The sequence below is a fragment of the Paracoccus aminovorans genome, assembly GCF_900005615.1.
Classification (GTDB): domain Bacteria; phylum Pseudomonadota; class Alphaproteobacteria; order Rhodobacterales; family Rhodobacteraceae; genus Paracoccus; species Paracoccus aminovorans.
Genome location: NZ_LN832559.1, coordinates 1435207 through 1458432, shown reverse-complemented (window position 1 = coordinate 1458432; position 23226 = coordinate 1435207). Strand labels below are relative to the sequence as shown.

The 23226-nt window shown below is 66.9% G+C and carries 19 protein-coding genes, 3 pseudogenes and 1 riboswitch; of the genes and pseudogenes, 12 read left to right on the top strand and 10 right to left on the bottom strand.

Annotated features, from left to right (window positions below; translation table 11 throughout):
• Positions 1-5 precede the first annotated feature (5 nt).
• The gene (locus JCM7685_RS07260) at positions 6-2072 is read right to left on the bottom strand and encodes a type VI secretion system Vgr family protein (protein ID WP_100526049.1); all 2067 of its coding nucleotides are present in this window, start codon (positions 2070-2072) and stop codon (positions 6-8) included.
• Between the two features lie 614 nt (positions 2073-2686).
• On the opposite strand from JCM7685_RS07260, the pseudogene JCM7685_RS07255 reads away from it, so the two are divergent.
• A pseudogene (locus JCM7685_RS07255) lies at positions 2687-3118 on the top strand (IS21 family transposase); the annotation flags it as partial.
• 37 nt (positions 3119-3155) lie between these two features.
• A pseudogene (istB, locus tag JCM7685_RS07250) lies at positions 3156-3834 on the top strand (IS21-like element helper ATPase IstB).
• A gap of 141 nt (positions 3835-3975) precedes the next feature.
• On the opposite strand, the pseudogene JCM7685_RS07245 reads toward istB, so the two are convergent.
• From JCM7685_RS07245 to JCM7685_RS07225, 5 genes and pseudogenes are all read right to left on the bottom strand, one after another.
• Positions 3976-4104: pseudogene (locus JCM7685_RS07245) on the bottom strand (IS256 family transposase); the annotation flags it as partial.
• Positions 4105-4712: 608 nt separating this feature from the next.
• The gene (locus tag JCM7685_RS07240) at positions 4713-5141 is read right to left on the bottom strand and encodes a pseudoazurin (RefSeq protein ID WP_074970650.1); all 429 of its coding nucleotides are present in this window, start codon (positions 5139-5141) and stop codon (positions 4713-4715) included.
• Positions 5142-5152: 11 nt separating this feature from the next.
• Positions 5153-5923 carry an ABC transporter ATP-binding protein gene (locus JCM7685_RS07235; RefSeq protein ID WP_074970648.1) on the bottom strand — a complete coding sequence of 257 codons (771 nt, stop codon included), beginning with the start codon at positions 5921-5923 and terminating at the stop codon, positions 5153-5155.
• Entirely contained in the window at positions 5920-6969 is a 1050-nt protein-coding gene (locus tag JCM7685_RS07230; protein ID WP_074970646.1) for a FecCD family ABC transporter permease, read from the bottom strand. The genes JCM7685_RS07235 and JCM7685_RS07230 overlap by 4 nt, the downstream gene beginning before the upstream one ends.
• Positions 6966-7973, bottom strand: coding sequence for an ABC transporter substrate-binding protein (locus JCM7685_RS07225; protein ID WP_074970644.1), 1008 nt, complete (start codon positions 7971-7973; stop codon positions 6966-6968). The genes JCM7685_RS07230 and JCM7685_RS07225 overlap by 4 nt, the downstream gene beginning before the upstream one ends.
• Positions 7974-8072: 99 nt before the next feature.
• A riboswitch (cobalamin riboswitch) is annotated at positions 8073-8268 on the bottom strand.
• A gap of 146 nt (positions 8269-8414) precedes the next feature.
• Between JCM7685_RS07225 and JCM7685_RS07220 the strand changes: the two genes are divergently transcribed.
• The 5 genes from JCM7685_RS07220 (at position 8415) to JCM7685_RS07200 (ending at position 13491) form a co-directional block, all read left to right on the top strand.
• On the top strand, positions 8415-8693 hold the full coding sequence (locus tag JCM7685_RS07220) for an I78 family peptidase inhibitor (RefSeq protein WP_074970642.1): 279 nt from the start codon (positions 8415-8417) through the stop codon (positions 8691-8693).
• A gap of 157 nt (positions 8694-8850) precedes the next feature.
• Entirely contained in the window at positions 8851-9723 is an 873-nt protein-coding gene (locus tag JCM7685_RS07215) for an alpha/beta hydrolase (protein WP_074970640.1), read from the top strand.
• Positions 9724-9902: 179 nt separating this feature from the next.
• Complete coding sequence (ccrA, locus tag JCM7685_RS07210; protein ID WP_074970638.1) at positions 9903-11192, top strand: crotonyl-CoA carboxylase/reductase; 1290 nt, start codon at positions 9903-9905, stop codon at positions 11190-11192.
• Between the two features lie 235 nt (positions 11193-11427).
• On the top strand, positions 11428-12783 hold the full coding sequence (gdhA, locus tag JCM7685_RS07205) for an NADP-specific glutamate dehydrogenase (protein ID WP_074970636.1): 1356 nt from the start codon (positions 11428-11430) through the stop codon (positions 12781-12783).
• Between the two features lie 102 nt (positions 12784-12885).
• Positions 12886-13491 (top strand): gamma-glutamyl kinase, encoded by a 606-nt coding sequence (locus tag JCM7685_RS07200; protein WP_074970656.1) that lies wholly within the window; start codon positions 12886-12888, stop codon positions 13489-13491.
• On the opposite strand, the gene JCM7685_RS07195 is transcribed toward JCM7685_RS07200, so the two are convergent.
• Entirely contained in the window at positions 13479-13949 is a 471-nt protein-coding gene (locus JCM7685_RS07195) for a type II toxin-antitoxin system RatA family toxin (RefSeq protein WP_074970634.1), read from the bottom strand. The genes JCM7685_RS07200 and JCM7685_RS07195 overlap by 13 nt on opposite strands.
• Positions 13950-14001: 52 nt before the next feature.
• On the opposite strand from JCM7685_RS07195, the gene JCM7685_RS07190 reads away from it, so the two are divergent.
• Complete coding sequence (locus tag JCM7685_RS07190; protein ID WP_074970632.1) at positions 14002-14190, top strand: hypothetical protein; 189 nt, start codon at positions 14002-14004, stop codon at positions 14188-14190.
• A gap of 93 nt (positions 14191-14283) precedes the next feature.
• Here the strand turns inward: JCM7685_RS07190 and ypfJ are convergent, their stop codons facing one another.
• Positions 14284-15132, bottom strand: a complete 849-nt coding sequence (gene ypfJ, locus JCM7685_RS07185) for a KPN_02809 family neutral zinc metallopeptidase (protein WP_074970630.1) — start codon at positions 15130-15132, stop codon at positions 14284-14286.
• 140 nt (positions 15133-15272) lie between these two features.
• On the opposite strand from ypfJ, the gene JCM7685_RS07180 reads away from it, so the two are divergent.
• The 4 genes from JCM7685_RS07180 (at position 15273) to JCM7685_RS07165 (ending at position 20353) form a co-directional block, all read left to right on the top strand.
• Positions 15273-15869 (top strand): DedA family protein, encoded by a 597-nt coding sequence (locus JCM7685_RS07180; RefSeq protein WP_074970628.1) that lies wholly within the window; start codon positions 15273-15275, stop codon positions 15867-15869.
• A gap of 10 nt (positions 15870-15879) precedes the next feature.
• A complete protein-coding gene (locus JCM7685_RS07175) occupies positions 15880-16416 on the top strand; it encodes a disulfide bond formation protein B (RefSeq protein ID WP_408634323.1) in 537 nt (178 codons plus the stop codon).
• 136 nt (positions 16417-16552) lie between these two features.
• On the top strand, positions 16553-19234 hold the full coding sequence (gene gyrA, locus JCM7685_RS07170) for a DNA gyrase subunit A (RefSeq protein WP_074970652.1): 2682 nt from the start codon (positions 16553-16555) through the stop codon (positions 19232-19234).
• Positions 19235-19279: 45 nt separating this feature from the next.
• A complete protein-coding gene (locus JCM7685_RS07165) occupies positions 19280-20353 on the top strand; it encodes an AI-2E family transporter (protein ID WP_100526048.1) in 1074 nt (357 codons plus the stop codon).
• On the opposite strand, the gene JCM7685_RS07160 is transcribed toward JCM7685_RS07165, so the two are convergent.
• Both JCM7685_RS07160 and JCM7685_RS07155 read right to left on the bottom strand, forming a co-directional pair.
• Complete coding sequence (locus JCM7685_RS07160) at positions 20350-20718, bottom strand: glyoxalase superfamily protein (protein WP_074970624.1); 369 nt, start codon at positions 20716-20718, stop codon at positions 20350-20352. The genes JCM7685_RS07165 and JCM7685_RS07160 overlap by 4 nt on opposite strands.
• The gene (locus JCM7685_RS07155) at positions 20715-23222 is read right to left on the bottom strand and encodes a DUF3772 domain-containing protein (protein WP_074970622.1); all 2508 of its coding nucleotides are present in this window, start codon (positions 23220-23222) and stop codon (positions 20715-20717) included. Before JCM7685_RS07155 ends, JCM7685_RS07160 begins: the two co-directional genes overlap by 4 nt.
• Positions 23223-23226 lie beyond the last annotated feature (4 nt).

Genomic DNA, 23226 nt, shown 5'->3' with positions numbered 1-23226 from the left:
CCCCCTCAATTATAGTCGATCTTGTCGGCCTTGAAGCGGATGCGTTTGCCGGTCAGGACGATGTCACCTTCCTTCGACATGGTCAGCGTGGAATTTTCGCCGACCTTGATCGTGAACTGGTCGCCCACCCGTATGTTGTGAACCGATCCTACATCGCTGTCATAGCGCTTGCGTACGATGACCGACATGGCATTTCCAACCGTGGTCTGATGTGTATGCCCCACTGCGACCGAACGCGCGATACCCACGATTTCGGAGGATGCACCGTTCACGATCTCGGAGCGGTTCTTTTCTACGAATAGCTGGAAATTTCCCTTGCCGAAGTTGAACGGGTCCGGGATTTTCATGCGCTTCATCGCAGTCGCGACACCGTCGAACAGCACCCTGGTCTTCTGGCGCACCATTTCGGACAGCGGGTTGTTGCCGACCGCAATGGACATGTTGCCCGCCACGAGCTCGTCGTGATCGCCCATCACCTGGATCGACTTGTCGTTGCCGACCTCTTCCGCCTGATCACGACCCACGCGCTTGGCGCGATTATTCAACACCTCGACGCTCATGTCCTTCTGGGCATGCATGAAGATCTCTTCGGCACCCGCCTGATCTTCGAATCGCAGCTCGTTGAAGCCGCGCCCGGTGCCCTTGCCGTCATGCGTTTTGGTCCGGAAGGTCGAGCGGGTCTTGTGCTTGGGCAGCTCATACGGCACGCCATTCCTGCCATTGAAGACGTTCCCCGTGACCAGCGGCTTGTCCGGATCGCCTTCGAGGAACTCGACGACGACCTCCATGCCGATCCTGGGGATGACCATGCCGCCCCAGCCGGCGCCGGCCCAGTTCTGCGATACCCGGCAGCGCATCGAATGCGCCCCCGACAGGTCCCAGTGGAACCGCACCAGGATGCGGCCGAACGCGTCGCAGTCGATCTCGCCCTCGCCCACCACCATCGCCGTCTGCGGGCCGTGCACCACCGGCACCGCTGTCCGCCGCGGCGGCACCATCGGCGCCGTGTCCGGCATCAACGCGTAGGACCCGGTGAAGGCATAGCCGTCGCTGCCCTGGCCGCCCGAGCCATAAGCCTCGCTGACGAAATGATGGCTGGCCGAGAGGCACAGATAGGTCTCGCCCGTCCCCGGCACCGGATCGCCCGACAGCGTCACCCGACGCCCCGCCCGCAAGCTGGCGCAGTCGCCCACCGCGCGGTTCCTGCGATCCGCCCCGCGCTCCTGCGACGTCCGCAGCCCGGCCACGATCTTGCCCACATCCTGCGCGAGGTAATCTCCAGGATAATCAAAGCTCTCGATGGCGCCTTGCGCATGGGCGGCGTCGCCCAGGCGGTCGGCCTCCATCGCCGCGTCGGGGGTCTTGAAATTGTAGTCGGTCAGCCGGATGGCGCCGGTGGTCAGGTTGCGCTCGGGCGACCAGTCCCAGAAATGCTCGCCCTCCGCCTGGTGGTGGCCGTCGTAGGACTTGTAGGGCCGGGCGCCGATGGTCTCATGCGCCAGCACGTCGTCGGTCAGGACCAAGGTGTGCGAGCCCATGGCGTGGCGGAAATGGAAGCTGATGCCCGCCCGCTCCATCTGCCGGCGGGCGAAATCGAGGTCGGATTCGCGGTATTGCACGGTGTATTCGAGGCTCGGGTAGTCCTGCGACAGCTGGAACTCGACCGCCGGGTCGCCGAGCTGGGCATAGTCGGCAAGCAGTTCGGTCAGGATCTGGATGACGGTTTTGTCGTGGAATATCCGCTGGTTGCGGCGGCGGGAGGCGAGCCAGAACCAGGGCCGCAGGGTCAGGTCGTAGCGGTGGCCGTTCTCGCCCACGCCGGCCCATCGCGCCTGGGTGACGATGCCGTCGAAGGGCTGGGGGCCGTCGCGGGTCTCGATCTCGACGGTGGCGTGGGTGCCGATGAGCTGGTCGAAGTCGAGGTCTGGGCGGGTGGCGAGCGCCTCGACGCGGTATTCGAACAGCTCGTTCAGGTGATCGCTGCCGTCGAAACGCAGCAGCGCCAGCGTGTCCGGGCCGAGGGCCGTGGTGAGGCGCCCGAGACGCTCGGACTGGCGCAGGGGGGCGTTCATGAAAAAGGCCTCCGGGGGGAATGGATCAAGAAAATCTGCGGGGAGTGTGCATGACCGGAACGGTGATGCCAAGACTGCAAGATTACCAAGCCCGCAAGATGGCGCGCACGCGGTCACCATCGGGTCACCAGCACCGGATTCGACCGGATTGCACGATCCGCGACGCCTTTGTACCTTCGCGCCGCCCGGAGGCCAGCTTCCCCCGACGCCTCGGATCCTGCACTTTCGCGCAGTCTCGCGTCATCTGCTGCAATGGGGTGACAAAGCAATTTCTGGCTTCACATCGAAGATGTCAGCGGTTCAAATCCATTATCGCCCACCATTTTTCCAAAGGCGCTAAGGCAGGTTTAACAGCCGCTTAGCGCCTTTTTCTTGGCCCGACTGACATCTTGTCACCGTTTTCGAAGATGTCCGCGGTCACCACTGTTGACCGGCGCGGAATAAGGACCCCACCGACCGGGGGTTGGGTCCATTGTGCTTCTGAGGATTATCGGAGGCCGAGCGCGGGATGCTGATCGTGGAGAGTGAGCCAGTGAGGCGCCACTGGTTCGAGCCCACTGGCGAACGCAAAAATCAGGCGGCTGCATTTTACCGAGGGCAAGGGGATCAAGACGATCTGCCGCGACCACCCGCGTCACTTCGGCCGGGACCGAACGGTTTACAATCCCTGGCATTATGTGCCTGTTCTGCTTCGCAAACCCGGGGCGCTGCGTAACGGCGCACCGTTCAAGGACTGGGTTCTTCCCGGAGTTCTCGAACAAATCCGACGCAAGCTGCAGGGCTCCTCGGATGGCGACCGCCAGATGGTGAAGGTCCTCGGCGCTGTGCTGACGGAAGGAATGCCTGCGGTGCAAAAGGCATGCGCCGAAGCCCTCTCGCAGGGCGTTCACTCCGCCGATGTGATCCTCAATATCCTGTCTCGCAGGCGCGATCCGGAACCGCCGCCTCTCCTTTTGACTTCTCCGGCCTTGCGCCTGACCCATGAACCGGTGGCGGACTGCGCCCGTTATGACTGCTGCGGAGGGCCAGCTGATGGATCGCGCTGACATCATGGCCGCAATGGGCGAGTTGAAGCTCTAGGGGATGCGCGCCGCTTATGACGAACTCATGGCGCTGGCTGTGCGCCGCCAGCATGAACCCCGCCAGATCGTCGGAGATCTTCTGGCCGCCGAGATCAACGAGAAGAAAGCGCGGTCGGTCAAATACCAGATCACCACCGCCAAGCTGCCCCATGCCCGGGAGATCGAGGAGTTCACCTTCGATGACACTCCGATCAACGAGACCCTGGTGCGCGATCTGGCCAGCGGAGAGTTCCTCAGCCAACAGCGCAATGTCGTGCTGGTTGGCGGAACGGGGACCGGCAAGACCCATATCTCCGTGGCGATCGCGCGAGCCGTCATCCGCAACGGCGCTCGCGGCCGCTTCTTCAACGTTGTGGACCTCGTGAACAGGCTGGAGGCCGAGGGCCGTGCAGGGCGGGCCGGCCGCCTGGCCGAGCATCTCATGCGGCTCGACTTCGTCATTCTCGATGAACTCGGCTACCTGCCATTCGCCCAATCCGGCGGCCAGTTGCTGTTCCATCTGGTCAGCAAGCTCTACGAGCAGACCTCCCGTCATCGTCACCACCAACCTCGCATTCGGAGAGTGGCCGACCGTCTTCGGAGACGCGAAGATGACCACCGCGCTGCTCGACCGTCTCACTCACCATTGCGACATCGCCGAAACCGGCAACGACAGCTGGCGCATCAAAACACGAGCCTGACCGCCCTCCAAAACGCAGGCCCGCGTCGGCTGCGCCAGCTGGAAAGCTACGCCGCCACGGGCCTGCTCACCACATCGCCAGAGGGGTCCCTTTTGGACGCCGATAAGGGGGCACTCTTCAACGCCGATTGACAGCAAGGAAGGCGCCGATCAGGCCGTCGACATCGCTCTCCATGATCAGCTGCAAAACGGCTTCGGCAATGTCGCGCAGGAAGTCACCCTGATCGTACTTGGCCAGAAGCTCGGACAGGTCCATGTTGGTCTTGGTCATCGGGGTCTCCGTAGGGTTCGTGGTTGAAGCGTCGAAACTCTACCTCAACCATACACCTCGATGGCCACCCAGGATTACACCACCGACGGCGCAGAAATTACACCACTTCCTCGGACGCTAACCAGCAGCCAGTACAAAGACAAATCCTCTGACGGCGAAAGCAAACCATCTGCCCCCCATCAGCGGATGCAACGCAAGGCAGCACTTCGAACAGTATGGTCATTGTCAGCGCCGAGCCGGCGTAACGCACAAGCCGATGGTTGAGCTGTTATCTAAAGGATGCCGACGGATATGCATGGCTACTCCGTCGGCGGTTTCGGTTATGAAACTGAGGCTTGGGTGGCACGGTTCAAAGGAAGGACACCCTTCTCCCTGCCGTTTTAATCTAGGGCCCGCAAGCCACCGACGTTTTGCGTATGCATCATGCGCAGCGCTTCGGACAATGTGCTCCAAACCGACGCTGATGGCCAGTTTGCGTCCTGTCCCGGAGCATCCATATCCAGGAGCGAGCCAATAAGGATAACCTTTCCTCGATCGACATGCTGGACGAAATTTGGCGACATAGTCGTCGGCCGGGCGCCGCGGTTGCCGTCCCTGCCGACCGCGGCTCAGTCCGCTGTCCGGCGTTCGAGGATGTCCAGCATCCTCTGGCGCGCCGCCTGGGGCAGGTCCTCGGGCAGGTCGGCCTCGGTGGCGGGGGTGTCGCCGACCTGGATCAGCATCGCCATGCCCATGGTGTAATGGGGCGAGCACTTGATGCCCCAGATGCCCTCGGCATCCAGCGTCACCTCGATCTCCTCGTTGATCTTGCCGATGAACTTCCGACCGCCCTCGGGGATCATTCCGGCAATGGTGGCGGCGTTGTGGCCGGGATCGACGGCCAGGAACTTCACCGTGTCGCCGGGCTGGATCACCAGGTACTCCGGCTCGAAGGGCATGGGACCGGTGTCGTTGCGGTTGAGCATCTTGACCTCGTGGACCTCGGCCAGGGCCGAAAGCGGCAGAAGACAGGCCAGCATGGCGGCGCGCAGCAGCATGGGATTTCCTTTCAACGGATTTTGCGGAAGGCGAAGAGCGGATGCCCCTCGCCCGGATGGGGAACGATCTCGGCCTCGACGCCGAAGATCTCGCGGATCAGGGCGGGGGTCAGCACCGCGGCGGGCGGGCCGAGCGCCACGCAACGGCCGGCCTGCATCACCAGCACCCGGTCGCAGCGCAGCGCGTGATGCAGGTCGTGCAGCGCGATCACGGTGGTGGCGCCAAGCCCGGCGATCAGGTCGAGGATGCCAAGCTGGTGGTGGATGTCGAGGTGGTTGGTCGGCTCGTCCAGCAGCAGGATCCGCGGCTGCTGCGCATGGGCGCGGGCGATATGGACGCGCTGGCGTTCTCCGCCGGAGAGCGAGGACCAGTCCCGCCCCGCCATATGCGCCATGTCGACGGCCTGCAGCGCAGCGGTGACGGCGGCGTCGTCGCGGGGGCTCCAGGACCGCAGCGGCTCCAACCAGGGGGTGCGGCCCATCTCGACCGCCTCGCGGACGCTGATGCGATCCTCGGTCTCGGCGGATTGCGCCACGAACGCCAGGCGCTGCGCGATCTGGCGGCGGCGCAGGCGCGCCAGCGGCCGGCCCTCCAGCCGGACCTCGCCCCGGCTCGGCGGCAAGAGCCCGGCCATCAGGTTCAGCAGCGTGGACTTGCCCGATCCGTTCGGCCCGACCAGGCCCAGCATCTCGCCGGGCCGCAGGCCGACGCTGACATCGGAAACGATATCGCGCGTGCCACCCCGGCGACTGGCGCCGACCACCTCCAGCAGCGGCGTCATCGCTGCCGCCCCCGGATCATCACCAGCGCGAAGGCAGGGGCGCCGACAAGCGCGGTGATCACGCCGATGGGCAGCACCTGCCCCGGGATGACGATGCGCGAGACCACGTCGGACAACACCAGGAACACCGCCCCCGCCAGCGCCGTGGCCGGGACCAGCCGCGCATGACGGGTGCCGACCAGGAAGCGCATCGCATGGGGCACCACCAGCCCGACGAAGCCGATGGCGCCGGCGATCGAGACCATGACGGCGGTGATCAGCGCCGCCGTGCCGATCAGCACCGCTTGGGTGCGCCGCAGATCGATCCCCAGCGTCGCGGCCGCCTCGGCGCCGAAGGTAAAGGCGTCCAGCGCCCGCACATGCCACAGCGTCACCCCCAGCCCCAGCGCCGCCATCGGCAGCGCCAGCTGCGTATCGGGCCAGCGAACGCCCGACAGATTGCCCAGCAGCCAGAACATGATGCCCCGCGCCTGTTCGGCGCTGGCCGATTGCGCGATGATCAGCGCGGTCAGCGCGTTGAACATCTGCGAGCCGGCGATGCCCGCCAGGATGATGACCCCGGCGCCGCGCAGCCCGGTGCCGCCGCCCGCCATCCTCGCCAGCCCTGCCACCAGCGCGAATGCGGTCAGCGCGCCGGCAAAGGCCCCAGCCGACATGCCGACCAATCCGCCGCCGACCCCCGCCACCGCGATCAGCACCGCCCCGGTCGAGGCGCCGGCCGAGATGCCCAGCAGATAGGGCTCGGCCAGCGGGTTGCGCAGCAGCGCCTGCAGGATCAGCCCCGACAGCGCCAGGCTGGCGCCGCCGCAGGCCGCCACCACCGCCCGCGACAGCCGGTAATGCCAGATCACGCTGGCGTCGATCGGATCGAGCGCGGCCGACGACAGCCCCGCCTTGACCGCCAGCACCTCGACGACGGTGGCAAGCGGGATCCGCGTCTCGCCCACCGCCGTGCCGAAGAACAGCGCCGCGACCAGCACGGCGGGGGCCAGCCACAGCCAGCCCCCCCGGCGTCCCATGCCCCGGGTCGCGGCGCGCGCGCTCATTTCAGGTCGAACCCGGCCAGCGATTCCGCCAGCGACTCCAGCCCATAGATCGAGCGCACCGAGGGATCCATCGCATTGGCCGGCATGGTCAGGATGCGATCATGCCTGACCGCCTCCATCTGGCTGGTCACCGGATCCGAGGTCAGGAACCCGCGCTTGACCGCGATGTCGTCGGCGGGAAAGCGGCGGCGGTTCATCTCGGCGGCGACGATGAAGGTGGGATCGGCCTTGGCGATGGTCTCCCAACCCACGGTCGGCCATTCCTCTTGCGAGCCGACGACGTTCTTCACGCCCAGCTTCGACAGCATCCAGCCCGGCGCCGCGTTCACACCGGCGATATAGGGGTCGATCTCGATATCGGCCGAGGAATACCAGAACAGGCCCGACACGTCCTCGGGCAGGTTCAGCGCCTTCGCCTTCTCGACCGCTGCCGTCTCGCGCGCCTTCAGATCGGCGATCACCTCGGCGCCGCGGTCCTGGACGTCGAAGATCGTCGCCAGTTCCTCGATGCCCTTATAGAGCGTCGCGGTGTCGAACATCACCGTGCGGGTGCCGTCCATGCTTTGGGTATTGTCCTTGCCGATGCATTCGGTGGGCATGATCCAGCTGGGGATCCTGGCGTCGTCGAACATCTCGCGCGTGCCGACCGCGCCCTGCGGGCCGATCATCCATTCATAGGCGGTGACCACCAGTTCGGGCTTCTTGGCCAGCACGCTCTCGAAGCTGGGGGCGTTGTCGGCAAGGCGCTCGACCTTGGCATCGACCTCTTCGAACTCGGGCAGGACCGGGTTGATCCACAGCGCCGTGCCCGCGACCTTGTCCGCGAGGCCCAGCATGTAAAGGATCTCGGTCGTGCTTTGCCCGACGCTGACGACGCTGTCGGGCGCCTTGTCGAAGGTGATCTCGTGGCCGCAGCTGGTCAGCGTCAGCGGGTATTCGGTGCCCGCAAGCGCCATCGGCGCCAGCGTGAACGTGGCGAGGATCGCCGTGGTGAATCTCAGCATGATGGTCCCTTCCGCTGCATCATGAGGGCAAGACGCGGGGGCGGACAGGAACCGGGCGGAAGGACGCCGATACATGCCACGCCCCAGCCGTCCCGCTGGGGTTGGTCTACGACGTCGGCAGGTCTCCTGACTGGCGGGTCGCGGCGGGATGCGGCCTTCCCATGGCTTGCGGCCACAGTGGCGTTCTGCATCCTGCTCGCCGCCTACAGTTGCGGGGGCAGTTCCGGTTCGGGGCCTTGGACCCCGGCGGATTCCCTTTCAATTCCTTGCGGAAACCGACGGCTTCCCCCTAGCTTCTGGCACCGGCGCTGGCAAGAAGGATCTCCGGGCGACCGGAAACCGGACCGGGATGCGTCGTAACGGCATTTCGCCTGCCCCGGGCGAACCGATCCCTGGCCCGATGCGTTCCCTTGCCGAAGAAGGCAACCCCATGAGGTCAAGATGAAACGCATTCCCTTTGTCGCCGCCCTGGCCGCACCGCTGGCGCTGGCCGCCTGCGCGTCGCAGCCGGAAGAGCCCACCCAGGCCGACGCGGATCCCTGCGGCGCCGCGCGCTATGCGCATCTGGTCGGCCAGGTCTCGCCGACGATCAGCGTGCCCGAAGGCCAGGCCTATCGCATCGTCCGCGATGGCCAGCCGATGACGCTGGAACTGCTGCAAGAGCGCCTGACCTTCATGTTCGACCGCAAGGGCACGCTGATGTCGGTCAGCTGCAACTGACCTCCTGCCGCCGCGGATCGGCGCGAACCCCGTGCCCATGCGCCGATCTGCCGCAGGCAACCGCGAAACCACATGCGTCCGATCCATCCGCCGCTTGCACCCCCGCCCCGACGCTGCCAAGGCTGGCGCGATCCGAGCGGATGAAGGGACGGTAAGCATGGGGATGACGCGCCGCACGGTCCTGGCCGCGCTGGCGACGGCCGTGGCGGGAGCCTCGGCCGGCAATCCGGCCCTGGACGACCTCGCCTACGCCGAGACCTCGTCCCGCAACCGCCTGGACGTGCATCTGCCCGAGGGCAAGGGGCCGTTTCCCTGGCTGCTGGACCTGCATGGCGGCGGCTTCCGGACCGGCGACAAGCGCAGCCTGCCGGTGCCGCCGCAACTGCCGGCACAGGGTATCGCGGTGGTGCGGATGAACTATCGCCTGTCCAACCAGGCGCTTTGGCCGGCGCAGGAAGGCGACGTGCTGGCCGCCGTGGCCTTTCTGAACCGCCGGGGGCCCGATCTGGGGCTGATGCCCGGCCGCATGGCGCTGGGGGGCCGCAGCGCCGGCGCCTTCATGGCGGTTTCCGCAGCGCTGACGCTGGCCGCGCGGGACCGGCCGCCTCGGGCGGTGGTCGATTTCTACGGACCGATGGATTTCGGCAGCCTGGACGCCGATCTGGCAAAGCTGGGCCGCAGGCTGCGCCGCACCCCCGCCGATTCGCCCCGCAGCGTCGAATCGCTGCTGGTCGGCTATCCGGTGGGCCAGCGCCGCGAACAGGCGACCCCGCTGTCGCCCGTGGGCCGGCTGCGCGCGATGCGGCCCGGCACGCCGCTGCCGCCGCTGATGATCCGCCACGGCGCCCAGGACGGCATCGTCCCTGCCGGCCAGGCCGAGCGGCTGCGCACTGCCTGGGCCGCCGTCGATCCCCGGGCGGAAATCGACTTCGCGCTGCTGCCGCACGAGGGCCACGGCACCGGCGGCTTCGGGCGCGCGGCCGTGCAAGAGGCGCTGGCCCGCTTCCTGGCCCGGCACCTCTCCGGCTAGCTTCGGCGCCCTCGCCGCTGCATTGCGGCAGGACGGCTTTGAAAACGAAAGAATATTACAAATTCCCTATCTGTCATGTTGCATTGTTGCGCATCTGACCGTAGAACAGGCTGGCAACCCGCGTTGATTCTGCGCTGCGGCAGAACCGCGCAAGGAAAGCGGCAAAAGAGGACTGCAAGATGGCCCTGGACCAACCGACCCCGATCGCGCCCTATGATGCGCCGGAAAAGGACCTTTACGAGATCGGCGAGATGCCGCCCCTGGGTTATGTCCCCAAGCAGATGTACGCTTGGGCGATCCGGCGCGAGCGCCATGGCGAGCCCGACAAGGCCATGCAGGTCGAGGTGGTCGAGACGCCGCCCATCGACAGCAACGAGGTGCTGGTCCTGGTGATGGCGGCGGGCGTCAACTACAACGGCATCTGGGCCGGCCTCGGCGTGCCGATCAGCCCCTTCGACGGCCATGGCGCGCCCTATCACATCGCCGGCTCGGACGCCTCGGGCATCGTCTGGGCGGTGGGCGACAAGGTCAAGAACTGGAAGGTCGGCGACGAGGTCGTCATCCACTGCAACCAGGACGACGGCAACGACGAGGAATGCAACGGCGGCGACCCGATGTATTCGCCCAGCCAGCGCATCTGGGGCTATGAGACGCCGGACGGGTCCTTTGCCCAGTTCACCCGCGTCCAGGCCCAGCAGCTGATGCGCCGCCCCCAGCACCTGACCTGGGAGGAATCGGCCTGCTACACGCTGACGCTGGCCACCGCCTATCGCATGCTCTTCGGGCACGAACCGCATGAGTTGAAGCCGGGCATGAACGTGCTGGTCTGGGGCGCCTCGGGCGGGCTTGGCAGCTTCGCGATCCAGCTGATCAACGCGGCCGGCGCCAATGCCATCGGCGTGATCTCGGACGAGGACAAGCGCGATTTCGTCATGTCGCTGGGCGCCAAGGGCGTCATCAACCGCAAGGACTTCAAGTGCTGGGGGCAGCTGCCCACGGTGAACACCCCCGAATACAAGGAATGGTTCACCGAGGCGCGCAAGTTCGGCAAGGCGATCTGGGACATCACCGGCAAGGGCAACAACGTCGACATCGTCTTCGAGCACCCCGGCGAGGCGACCTTCCCGGTCTCGACCCTGGTCTGCAAGAAGGGCGGCATGGTGGTGATCTGCGCCGGCACCTCGGGTTTCAACTGCACTTTCGACGTGCGCTACATGTGGATGCACCAGAAGCGCCTGCAGGGCTCGCACTTCGCCCACCTGAAGCAGGCGTCGGCCGCGAACAAGCTGATGCTCGAACGCCGCATCGACCCCTGCATGTCCGAGGTCTTCCCTTGGGCGGAAATCCCGGCCGCGCATGTGAAGATGCTGCGCAACGAGCACAAGCCCGGCAACATGGCGGTGCTGGTGCAATCGCCGGTGACCGGGTTGCGCACCTTCGAGGACGCGCTGGAAGCCGGGCGGCGCTGATCGCCCGACTCATCGGCCTGCCGCCCGGACCCCAAAGGCCCGGGCGGTTTTTCCATGTCCGGGTCCGGGCGGAACAACGGCGTCCGCCCCTTGGCGCCGACACGCTCTCTTGCGGCAGAACCTTGGCAGTTCGCCGAAATATTCGGCACAATGCCCAAAAATGACACATGCCCCATTCAAATTGCTGAAAGACTGGGCTAAGGGCGCAACCGCACCGCAGGAGGATTGCAAGACAATGCCGCAGATCGACGACAAGCTGGCCCCCATCTACGAAGAGGTCGTCCGCCGCAATGCCGGCGAGCCCGAGTTTCACCAGGCCGTGCGCGAGGTTCTGGAAAGCCTCGGCCGGGTCGTCGCCAAGCGGCCCGACTACTTGGAAGACGCGCTGATCGAGCGCATCTGCGAGCCCGAGCGTCAGATCATCTTCCGCGTGCCGTGGACCGACGACAAGGGCCGGGTGCAGATCAACCGCGGCTTCCGGGTGCAGTTCAACTCGGCCATGGGTCCCTACAAGGGCGGCCTGCGCTTCCACCCCTCGGTGAATGTCGGCATCATCAAGTTCCTGGGCTTCGAGCAGATCTTCAAGAACGCGCTGACCGGCCTGCCGATCGGCGGCGGCAAGGGCGGATCGGACTTCGACCCCAAGGGCCGCTCGGACGGCGAGATCATGCGCTTCTGCCAAAGCTTCATGACCGAACTCTATCGCCATCTGGGCGAATATACCGACGTGCCGGCGGGCGACATCGGCGTCGGCGCGCGCGAGATCGGCTATCTCTTCGGCCAGTACAAGCGCCTGACCAACCGCTACGAGGCGGGCGTGCTGACCGGCAAGGGCCTGTTCTACGGCGGCTCGCTGGCCCGGACCGAGGCCACCGGCTATGGCAACACCTATTTCACCCGCGCCATGCTGCAGACCGGCGGCACCGATTTCGACGGCAAGCGCGTCGTGGTCTCGGGTTCGGGCAATGTCGCCATCTACACCATCGAGAAGGTCGAATCCTACGGCGGCAAGGTCGTCGCCTGCTCCGACAGCTCGGGCTATATCGTGGACGAGAACGGCATCGACCTGGATCTGCTCAAGGAGATCAAGGAGGTCCGCCGCGGCCGCATCGGCGAATACGCCCGGCTGAAGGGCGAGGGCGCCTATTTCGTGAAATCCGGCGAAGGCTCGATCTGGGACGTGGCCTGCGACGTCGCCATGCCCTCGGCGACGCAGAACGAGCTGACCGGCAAGGACGCCAAGAAACTGGTCGCGAACGGCGTGATCGCGGTCGGCGAAGGCGCCAACATGCCCTCGACCCCCGAGGCGATCCGCACCTTCCAGCAGGCCGGCGTCAAGTTCGGTCCCGGCAAGGCCGCGAACGCGGGCGGCGTCGCCACCTCGGCGCTGGAGATGCAGCAGAACGCCTCGCGCGACAGCTGGACCTTCGAGCAGACCGAGGCGCGGCTGGCCACGATCATGCGCGACATCCACGACAGCTGCTACGAGACGGCCGAGGAATTCGGCGCGCCCGGCGACTATGTGATCGGCGCCAACATCGCCGGCTTCATCCGCGTCGCCGAGCCGATGCGGGCCTTCGGCGTGATCTGACGCCGCCGCGGGCGGGCCGGGACACGGCCCGTCCGCCAACCGGCTTGCCAGCCCCCGGCATGGCCGCTAATCCCCGGGGATGTTTTCGGCCACGGGTTGTTCATGCTGATCTTCGTCAAGCCCCGGATCGTGCTGCTGTCGGTGCCCAAGACCGGCACCACGGCGCTGGAACAGGCGCTGTCCGAGCGCGCCGAGATCGCCTTTCGCGGCCGGCCCGAGATCAAGCACCTGAACCTGCGCCAATATATCAACAAGATCCGCCCCTTGCTGCAGCCGCTGGGCAAGCCGCGCTTCGAAACCGTGGCCGTGATGCGCGAGCCGCTGGACTGGCTGGGCAGCTGGTACCGCTTTCGCGCCCGCGACGGGCTGATCGGCCAGCCGAACAGCACCGCGCACCTGTCCTTTTCCCGCTTCGCCCAGGATTATCTGCAACCCGGCGAGCGCCCCAGCCACGCCAGGCTGGGCCGGCAATCGGAATTCCTGATCGACAACGACGACCGCATCGCGGTCGACCACATCTTCCGCTACGAGGCGATGCCGGCGCTGGTGGATTTCCTCGCCACGCGGCTGGGCCAGGCGATCACCCTGCCCCGCGTCAATGTCTCGCCGGAAGCCGCGACCGATCTCGACGCCGAAACCGAGACCCGGCTGCGCGCGGCGCTCGCCCCGGAATACGCGATCTGGGAACAGGCGCGTCAGGCGCCGTAAAGCGCCCGCGCCCGGTCCTGGAAGGCGCGGACGATGCGCGACATCGCCTCGCCGAAGACCACGCCGATCACCTTGCCCAACAGGGCGTTCCTGAACTCGAAATCGACGAAGAACTCGACCTTGCAGGTCGGGATGCCGGATTCGTTCACCGGCAGGTCGGCGAAGCTCCAGCCGCTGCGCAGATATTTGAACGGCCCGTCCAGATATTCGGTGTCGATTCGCCATTCCGCCGGAAACAGCGTCACCCGCGACCCGAAACGCTCGCGAAAGACCTTGAAGCTGATGACCAGGTCTGCCTCGATGACCTCGCTGCCCGCCACCGGTCCGGGACGACGCGCCCGGATGCGGGCGGCGGAATTCCAGGGCAGGAACTCGGGGTATCTTTCGATATCGGCCACCAGCGCATACATCTGGGCGGCGGTATAGGGCAGGATGCGGCTGTCGCTATGCTGAGGCAAGGTATCGTCCGGGCATATTCGTTCCCGGCAGCACTAGCAAAGGATAGGGGCGATGAACAACCTCATCTGGCTGATCCGCGCATCGCGCTGGGCCCGGAACCCGCCAAGCGCGTGGATGGTCAAGCTGGTGCTGGCCATCGTCGCGCTGGGCCTGCTGCTGGTCGGACTCGAGCATTTCGGCCTCTGGCCCGACTGGGCCACCCTGGACTGCCCACGCGGCGCGCCCCGCATTCGCCCCTGAGCGCCCGGCTTCTTTGCTCCCCCGATACTCTTGCGGCCGCGCCGACCGCGGCACAGCCCTGCCCTTCACCACCAGCGCCATGCGTGGCCGATCCTAAATCCCGGCCGCCTTGAAGGTGTCGCATTGTCCCAGCTGCCCCGAGGAAAAGCCGCGCTTGAACCAGGTCTGCCGCTGCTCGGCCGAGCCATGGGTAAAGGCGTCCGGCATCGGCGCCCGCCCGGCCTTTTCCATCAGCGTATCGTCGCCCACGGCGGCGGCGGCGTTGATCGCCTCGTCGATGTCGCCCGCGTCGATGCTGTTGAACTGCTGGCTGGCGTGATTGGCCCAGACGCCGGCAAAGCAATCCGCCTGCAGCTCGGTCAGGACCGAGATCCGGTTCGCCGTCACCTGGTCGCTCTGCTGGCGGGCCTGCATGGTCTGGCCCAGGATGCCCAGCAGGTTCTGCACATGGTGGCCGACCTCATGCGCGATGACATAGGCATAGGCGAAATCGCCGCCCGCGCCCATCTTCTGGCTCATGGTGCGAAAGAAATCGGTGTCCAGATAGATCTTGCGGTCGTTCGGGCAATAGAACGGGCCCATGGCGGATTGCGCCGTGCCGCAGGCCGAGCCGACCACGCCCGAGAACATCACCAGCGCGGGATCGACATAGGCTTTGCCGGTCTGCTCGGGCAGGACGCGGGCCCAGACCTCCTCGGTATCGGCCAGCACGACGCTGACGAACTGGCCCGATTCCCGTTCCTCGGCGGTCAGCTCGCGCGGCTGGCCCGACTGGCCGCCGTCGTCCAGCGCGCCGACGAGGGGCGAGATGTCGATGCCGAAGAAATAGCCCACCGCCAGGATCGCCAGCACGCCGACGATGCCGACGCCCCCGGCGCCCGCCCGGCCCATGCCGCGCCGGTCCTCGACATTCCTGCTGCCGCGTCTGCCCCGCCATTCCATCGCAACCTCCCGCCCGGCGGCCGCGCCGGAAAAACCGTTCTCACGCAAGCTTTATCCAAAGCCCGTCTCGGCGCAACACCGGCGCGGGGTTGACAGTTCCGCCCCCAGCCCGCAGCAGGGGCCAAAGCGCGGGGGCAGACATGTTCGACTGGGTGGTTTCGACGATCGAAAGCTGGGGCTATCTAGGCGTGCTGGCGCTGATGGTGGCCGAAAACGTCTTTCCGCCCATCCCGTCCGAGGTGATCATGCCGCTGGCCGGCTTCCTGGCCGGTTCGGGGCGCATGTCGCTGACGCTGACCATCGTCGTGGGCACGCTGGGCTCGGTCCTGGGCACGCTGATGTGGTATTATATCGGGCTGTGGTTCGGCGAGGAGCGGCTGAAGCGCTTCGCCGCCCGTCACGGCCGGCTGCTGACGCTGTCGCCCTCGGACATCGACGCGGCGCATGGCTGGTTCCTGCGCCACGGCGCCATGGCGGTGTTCTTCGGCCGCATGATCCCGGCGATCCGCACGCTGATCTCGGTCCCGGCCGGGCTGGCGCGGATGCCGATGTGGAAATTCCTGCTCTATACCACGGCGGGCAGCGCGCTCTGGACCGGGATACTGACCTTCGCCGGGCTGATGCTGCACGAGAATTACGCCCTGGTCGCCGACTGGGTCGATCCGCTATCGAAGCTGGTGGTGGTGGTGGTGGTCGCGGTCTATGTCTGGCGGGTGATCCGCTGGAAACCGCATTGAGCTCACGCGATTGGCACTTGCCGACCGCTACGCGCCGCCCTACCCCGTCGCCATGAACGGATTTTCAAGCAAATGGATCGCCGTCCTGGCCGGCGCGGGTTCGGCCGCGCTGCTGGCGGCGGCGCTGGGGTTTCAGTCGCTGGGCTATGCGCCCTGCGAGCTCTGCATCCTGCAGCGCTGGCCGCATCTGGCGGCGGCGCTGATCGGCGCGTCGATCTGGGCCTTCGGCTGGAAACGCTGGCTGGCGGCGCTTGGCCTTCTGGCGGCGCTCTGCGCCACGGGCTTCGCCATCTACCACGCCGGGGTCGAACTGAAACTGTGGGCCGGGCCGCAGCATTGCTCGGGCGGGGTTTCCGGGCTGGCGGGGATGTCCACGCAAGACCTGCTGACCGCGCTGGAAGCCGCCCCCGTGGTGCGCTGCGACCAGATCGCCTGGAGCCTTTTCGGCATTTCCATGGCCGGCTGGAACGCGGTCGGCTCGGCGGCGCTGTCGGGGCTGTGGCTCGCCTCGGTCCGGGGGCGGAAGCGCGCCGGCGCCGCGGCCTGAGCGGCCCGCAAAGATTGCACCGCCCGCTGGTATGGGATAGACCCGCTGTCAACAAGATGTTGAGGCGAACCCCGTGGCTGATACCCCCGAAAACGACGACGAATCCCAGGAAAACGGCTCGACCGAACGCGCCGTGATGCATCACGACGGGCCGGTGATCGACATCTCGCGCGAGATGCGGTCCTCGTATCTGGACTATGCCATGTCGGTGATCGTCAGCCGGGCGATCCCGGACCTGCGCGACGGGCTGAAGCCGGTGCACCGCCGGGTGCTGTTTGCCATGCACGAGACCGGCAACACCCACGACAAGCCCTATCGCAAGTCGGCGCGCCCGGTCGGCGACACCATGGGGAAATACCACCCGCATGGCGACGCCTCGATCTATGACGCGCTGGTGCGGATGGCGCAGGACTTTTCCATGTCCCTGCCGCTGCTGGACGGCCAGGGCAACTTCGGCAGCATGGACGGCGACAGCCCGGCGGCCATGCGCTATACCGAGGTGCGGATGGACAAGCCCGCCGCCTATCTGATGATGGACATCGACAAGGACACGGTCGAGTTCCAGGACAACTACGACGGCAAGGACCGCGAGCCGACGGTCCTGCCGGCGCGCTTCCCGAACATGCTGGTCAACGGCGCCGGCGGCATCGCCGTCGGCATGGCCACGAACATCCCGCCGCACAACCTGGGCGAGGTCTGCGACGCCACGCTGGCGCTGATCGAGAACCCGGACCTGCCGACCGAGCGGCTGATGGAGATCGTGCCCGGCCCGGACTTTCCGACCGGCGGCGTGATCCTGGGCCGCTCGGGCATCCGCAAGGCCTATCTGGAAGGCCGCGGCAGCGTCGTCATGCGCGCCAAGACCCGGATCGAGGAAGGCCGCGGCGGCCGCCAGGTGATCGTGCTGGACGAAATCCCCTACCAGGTGAACAAGGCCACGCTGATCGAGAAGATCGCGGAACTCGCCAAGGAAAAGCGCGTCGAGGGCATCGCCCATGTCCAGGACGAATCCGACCGCGTCGGCATCCGCGTCGTCATCGAGCTGAAGCGCGATGCAACGGCCGAGGTGGTGCTGAACCAGCTGTTCCGCTTTACGCCCATGCAGACCAGCTTCGGCTGCAACATGCTGGCGCTGAACGGCGGCCGGCCCGAGCAGCTGACCCTGCGCGACTTCCTGACCCATTTCATCGCCTTCCGCGAGGAGGTTGTCGCCCGCCGCACCGCCTATGAGCTGCGCAAGGCGCGGGAACGCGCGCATGTGCTCTGCGGCCTCGCCGTCGCGGTCTCGAACGTCGACGAGGTGGTGGCGACGATCCGTAGCAGCGCCGATGCCGCCGAGGCGCGGGCGCGGCTGATGGAGCGGCGCTGGCCGGCGCATGAGATCGTCGAATACCTGCGGTTGATAGACGATCCGCTGCATCCGGTGAACGAGGACGGCACCTATAACCTGTCCGAGACCCAGGCCCGCGCCATCCTGGAACTGCGCCTGCAACGCCTGACCCAGCTTGGCGTGCAGGAAGTCACCGACGAGTTGAAATCGCTGGCCGATTCCATCCGCGAATTCCTGGCCATCCTCGCCTCGCGCGAGCGGATCATGGCCATCATCTCGGGCGAGTTGATCGAGGTGAAGAACCTCTTCGCCGTCCCCCGCCGGACCGAGATCACCGACTGGGCCGGCGACATGGACGACGAGGACCTGATAGAGCGCGAGGACATGGTCGTCACCATCACCTCGGGCGGCTATATCAAGCGCACCGCCCTGGCCGAGTTCCGCAGCCAGCGCCGCGGCGGCAAGGGCCTTGCCAGCATGGCCACGAAAGAGGACGACGTGGTCACCACGCTGTTCGTGGCGAATACGCATACGGAACTCTTGTTCTTCACCACCGACGGCATGGTCTATCGTCTCAAGACCTGGCGGCTGCCGCTGGCGGGGCGCACCGCCAAGGGCAAGGCCATCGTCAACATCCTGCCGATCCAGCCCGGCGTTTCCATCGCCGCGCTGATGCCGGTCGATGCCCCGCAAAGCGAATGGGACGATTACCAGGTGGTCTTTGCCACCTCGCAGGGCGACGTGCGCCGCAACGCGCTGTCCGATTTCGCCAATGTCATGCGCAACGGCAAGATCGCGATGAAGCTGCCCGAAGGGGTCGAACTAATCGGCGTCCGCATGGCGACGGAAAGCGACGACGTGATGCTGGTCACAGCCTCGGGGCGCGCGATCCGCTTCCAGACCACCGACGTGCGGGTGTTCAAGGGCCGCGATTCGACCGGGGTGCGCGGCATCCGGCTGGTCAATGACGGTGACCGCGTGGTCAGCATGTCGGTGATCCGGCATTTCGAGGCCGGGTCTGAGGAACGCGCCGCCTATCTGAAGATGCGCCGCGCCGTCGAGGGGGCGCTGGATGACGGCGCCGAGGCCGACGAGGACGAGGAAATCGTCGCCGACACCGCGATCACCCAGGAACGCTATGCCGAGATGTCGGCGGCCGAGGACCTGATCCTGACCATCACCGCCAAGGGCGCCGGCAAGATCAGCTCCAGCTTCGACTATCCGCTGCGCGGGCGCGGCGGCCAGGGCGTCACCGCCATGGACAAGGCGATGCGCGGCGGGCCGCTGGTCGCCAGCTTCCCGGTGGAACGCGACGACCAGATCATGCTGGCGACCTCGACCGGGCAGTCGATCCGGGTGCCGGTCCACGGCATCAGCTTCCGCTCGCGCACCGCCGGGGGCGTGCGCGTCTTCAACACCGGCGAGGGCGAGACCGTGGTTTCGGTTGCCCGCATCGCCGAGAACGGCGAGGATGAGCCCGAAGCGTAAACCGGCCGGGGCACCCAGCCCCGGTTCCAAGGCACGGGGACGGGATTGAGGCCAAGCGACTCGCAGCTGGCGGAACGGTTGCAGACCGGCTTTCTGGGCGTGATCGCCTTCGGCCTGATCCTGGCGCTGCTGGTGCAGGCGCGCTTCATCCTGATCTGCCTGGTCTTCGCCATCATCATCTTCTCGCTGACCTCGGACGCGATTTCCGCCTTCGCGCGGCTGAAGGTGCCGAACTGGCTGGCGACGACGCTGGCGCTGATCGCCATCGCCGTCGGCCTTTTATGGGCGGCGACGGCGGTGGTGGCGCAGGTGAACGAGGTGGTCTCGATCTCGATCGCCTATGCCGACCGCGCGCAGGCCGCGCTGGCCCGGCTGAGCCAGCGCTGGGGGCCGCAGGCGCAAGAGGCCATCGCCACCTTCATGGGCAATATCGACTTCGCCGGCTGGCTGCGGTCGGCGGCGGCGCAGGCCTCGAACCTGATTTCCGGCTCGGTGCTGATCCTGACCTTCGTCGGCTTCATGTTCAGCGAGCGGATCTGGTTCCCGATCAAGATCGAGCGGCTGACCAAGGACCCCGCCCAGGCCCGGCAGATGCTGGAGACCATGCGCCGCATCATGCGGCGGGTGAACCGCTACCTGGTGGTCAAGGCGGCGATCAGCGCGGTGACGGCGGCGCTGATCTGGCTGATCTTCCGCTTCTGGGGTCTGGAACTGGCCGGCGCGGTCGCGATGCTGACCTTCATCCTGAACTTCATCCCCACGCTGGGCTCGATCATCGCGACCGTCATCACCGTCGCCATGGTGCTGGCCCAGACCGGGGATCCGGCGCCGACCCTGGCCATCGGCACGATGACGACGGCGGTGCATTTCATCATCGGCAATATCTTCGACCCGATGCTGCTGGGCCAGACGCTGCGGCTGTCCTCGTTCGGGATCGTGCTGTCGCTCGCGTTCTGGGGCGCGGTCTGGGGCATCGCCGGCACCTTCCTGGCGGTGCCGATCATGGTGGCGGTGATGATCGTCTGCGCGCAGATCCCATGGCTGCGGCCGGTGGCGATCATGCTGTCGCAAGAGGGCGTCCCCGAGGCCGAGCCACGCCAGCCCCGCCTGCGCGGCTAGGCGCTTTCGCAGAAGCGGATGCGGTTGCCGAAAGGGTCGATGACCTGCAATTCGCGGCCCCAGGGCGCGGTCTCGATACCGGGGCGGTTGTTCGGATAGTCCCGTGCCGTCAGCTCGGCATGCAACGCCTCGATCCCCTGCATCCAGACGAAGACCGTCGAGCCCGGGGTGGCGTCGCCGTGATGTTCCGAGATGTGCAGCTTCAGCCCGGCACGCTCGACCTCGAAGTATAGCGGCATGCCGGGGGCGAAGCGGTGCTCGAACCCAACCGAGAAGCCCAGGAAGCCGCAGTAGAATTCCCGCGCCTTGGCCTCGTCGAAGCTGCGCAGCACCGGAATCGCGCCCTGGAAGGTCGGGACGCTCATGGCCGGTCCGCTTGGCCCGCGGGGCCGTCCTCGGCCCCGGTATGGCCTTCGGCCTCTTGCGGGGCGGTGTCGCCGGAGGCGCGGTCGGCGGGCTTCGAGGCGGGCGGGGTCGAGGGGATGGCGGCAGGCGGCTCCTCTGCCGCGGGCTCGGGCTGGTGCAGGAAGATGTCCTGCGCGCCCCTGGAGATGCCGGGCAGGACGATCCCCTCGGCGGCGAAGCGTTCCAGGATCTGCTGGTTGATCTCGGAGACGACCGAGGCGCCGGCGTTGATGTCCGAAAGCATCGCGCGCAGCTCGTAGTTCTGCCCCGTGGGGGTGATGCTGCGCAGCAGGACGGCGGGGGCCGGATTGACCAGAACGGTCGGCTGGTCCTCGGCGATCTCGCGCAGCAGGGCGGCGACCCTGCGGCCGTCCGAGCCGACGCCCACCGTGATCGGCACGATGATCCGGCCCTGCAGGCTGCCGCGGGTCCAGTTCGTCACCGGCTGGGTGATCAGGTTCGAGTTCGGGACGATCACGTCGGTGCGGTCGAAGGTCTGGATCTGGGTCGCGCGCACCGCCATCTTCTTGACGATGCCCTGCTGACCGCCGACCTCGATCCAGTCGCCGACCGCGATCGGGCGTTCCACCAGCAGGATGATGCCCGAGACGAAGTTCGACACCACCTGCTGCATGCCGAAACCGATGCCGACCGACAGGGCACCGGCGACGAAGGCCAGCGAGGTCAGGTTGATCCCCGCCGCGGTGATGGCAAAGACCGCCGCCAGCGCCAGCCCGACATAGCCGATGATCGACACCACCGCGTTCTGCCCGCCCCCGTCCAGCCGGGTCTTGGGCAGGATCGAGCTGCGGAAGGCGCCCTGCACGAAATTAGTCAGGAAATAACCGACAGCAAAGACCAGCACGAAGGTCAGAATCGCCATCGGCGACAGGCTGACGCCGCCCAGGCTGAAACCCTGCTGGGCGCGGGTCCAGGCCTCGGCCAGGTCGCTGGGCCGCGCGCCCCAGATCAGTGCGAAGAGCGGCAGCGAGGCCAGGACCAGCGCAAAGCCGATCAGCGCCGGCATCAGCGCGTCCCGCGCCGACTGGTCGCCGCCCTTGGCCAGCGCGTAAAGGTCGGCAATGAAATCCTGCAGCACGATCAGCAGGCCGACCAGCCCCAGCGTCATAGCCGAGGACCACAGCGCCGCATTGGCGGCGGTGACATAGCCCGCCGCCGCCGCGATGGGCGCGGCCAAGGCGATCAGCCGGCCGATCACGGCCAGGAAGGCCACGATCCGCACCCGATAGTCCGGCACGTCCGAGACTTCGGACGGACGCAGCCGGCGCAGCAGGTTGGTCAGCTGGAATAGGCAGAAGGCACCGAACAGGATCAGCAGGAAATGCCAGACCCCGGCCGAGGCTTCGGTCAGGCGCTCGGGGACGGTATTGGTGTCGTTTTCGCTGTTGAAGCCCGACAGCGGCAGGATCGAGCGCGCGATCAGCTGATGCAGGGCCAGCGACATCGCCAGCAGGGTGGCCCGGAACCGGGCCTGACGGCGTTGCGCTTCGCTCATCGGCAGCGGCAGCTGGCCGGAGCCGCCTTCCTCGGGGAACAGCCGTCGCGCCAGCCAGAGGCCGCCGAAGAAGGACAGGCCCGCGCCCGGCACCGACCGCAGCAGCGGCAGGCCCCAGTCGTCGAACAGATCGGTGGCGACCAGCGTGCCCGCGGCCAGGATCACCCCTATCAGCGGAATGGCGATCTGGCCCAGCGACACGCCAAAGACCAGCGCCGCGCGCGACCGCTCGCCCGCCCGGGCCGACAGCCGCGACGGCAGCGAATCGATCCAGTGCCGGCCGCGCGTCAGCAGCAACAGCGCCGCCAGCAGCAGCCCGCCGATCAGCGGCAGCCGCTGGGTAAAGCCCGAAACCCCGCCGATGTCGTCCCAGCGGCCGCGCGCCTCGGCATAGATCTGGCGGCCGACATGGCCCGCCTCGGCCATGGCCGGCCCCCAGTTCGCCGGATTCAGCGGCGAGGAGGTCTTTCGGATCAGCGCATGGGCCTGGCGTTGGCGAATGGTCTGGTCGATCTGGGTGACGATGCCGTCGGCGCGGCCATAGGCCTCGACCGCCTGCAAACCCGGCGCCTGCAGGGTCGAGAGCTGCTCGTTCAGCTCCTTGCGGCGGGCGGCGATATCGTCGGATTCGGTCTGGCCCTCGGCCGGGGGCGGACCCAGCGCGGCGATCTGGTCCTTCAGCGTCGCGATGCGGGTGGCATTGAGCCCCTGCGCCGTCTTCAGCCGCTCGCGCCATTGCACCACCGCATCGCGGATGGTCTGCAGCCGCGCGTCGTTGGCCGAGCCGGATTCCAGGATCTGTTCGGCCTGGTCGGCCAGCTTGTTCCAGGCGTTGAAATCCGGGGCCTGCTGGTCCTGCGCCGCCGCCGGCAGCGAACACGCCAGGGCCAGGAACAGGACGGTGACCAGCGCGGCAAGGCGGCGCAGCGCGACGGCGGGGCGGGGCATGGGT

Bases quoted from the DNA above. Each gene is read 5' to 3' on its own strand.
- JCM7685_RS07235 (WP_074970648.1), bottom strand. From the start codon at position 5,923: ATGACGCCGCTGCTGGAGGTGGTCGGCGCCAGTCGCCGGGGTGGCACG.
- JCM7685_RS07225 (WP_074970644.1), bottom strand. From the start codon at position 7,973: ATGCTGAGATTCACCACGGCGATCCTCGCCACGTTCACGCTGGCGCCG.
- JCM7685_RS07155 (WP_074970622.1), bottom strand. From the start codon at position 23,222: ATGCCCCGCCCCGCCGTCGCGCTGCGCCGCCTTGCCGCGCTGGTCACC.
- JCM7685_RS07190 (WP_074970632.1), top strand. From the start codon at position 14,002: ATGAACAACCTCATCTGGCTGATCCGCGCATCGCGCTGGGCCCGGAAC.
- JCM7685_RS07240 (WP_074970650.1), bottom strand. From the start codon at position 5,141: ATGCTGCTGCGCGCCGCCATGCTGGCCTGTCTTCTGCCGCTTTCGGCC.
- gyrA (WP_074970652.1), top strand. From the start codon at position 16,553: ATGCATCACGACGGGCCGGTGATCGACATCTCGCGCGAGATGCGGTCC.
- JCM7685_RS07160 (WP_074970624.1), bottom strand. From the start codon at position 20,718: ATGAGCGTCCCGACCTTCCAGGGCGCGATTCCGGTGCTGCGCAGCTTC.
- JCM7685_RS07215 (WP_074970640.1), top strand. From the start codon at position 8,851: ATGGGGATGACGCGCCGCACGGTCCTGGCCGCGCTGGCGACGGCCGTG.
- JCM7685_RS07200 (WP_074970656.1), top strand. From the start codon at position 12,886: ATGCTGATCTTCGTCAAGCCCCGGATCGTGCTGCTGTCGGTGCCCAAG.
- JCM7685_RS07220 (WP_074970642.1), top strand. From the start codon at position 8,415: ATGAAACGCATTCCCTTTGTCGCCGCCCTGGCCGCACCGCTGGCGCTG.
- JCM7685_RS07230 (WP_074970646.1), bottom strand. From the start codon at position 6,969: ATGAGCGCGCGCGCCGCGACCCGGGGCATGGGACGCCGGGGGGGCTGG.
- ccrA (WP_074970638.1), top strand. From the start codon at position 9,903: ATGGCCCTGGACCAACCGACCCCGATCGCGCCCTATGATGCGCCGGAA.
- gdhA (WP_074970636.1), top strand. From the start codon at position 11,428: ATGCCGCAGATCGACGACAAGCTGGCCCCCATCTACGAAGAGGTCGTC.
- JCM7685_RS07180 (WP_074970628.1), top strand. From the start codon at position 15,273: ATGTTCGACTGGGTGGTTTCGACGATCGAAAGCTGGGGCTATCTAGGC.
- JCM7685_RS07260 (WP_100526049.1), bottom strand. From the start codon at position 2,072: ATGAACGCCCCCCTGCGCCAGTCCGAGCGTCTCGGGCGCCTCACCACG.
- ypfJ (WP_074970630.1), bottom strand. From the start codon at position 15,132: ATGGAATGGCGGGGCAGACGCGGCAGCAGGAATGTCGAGGACCGGCGC.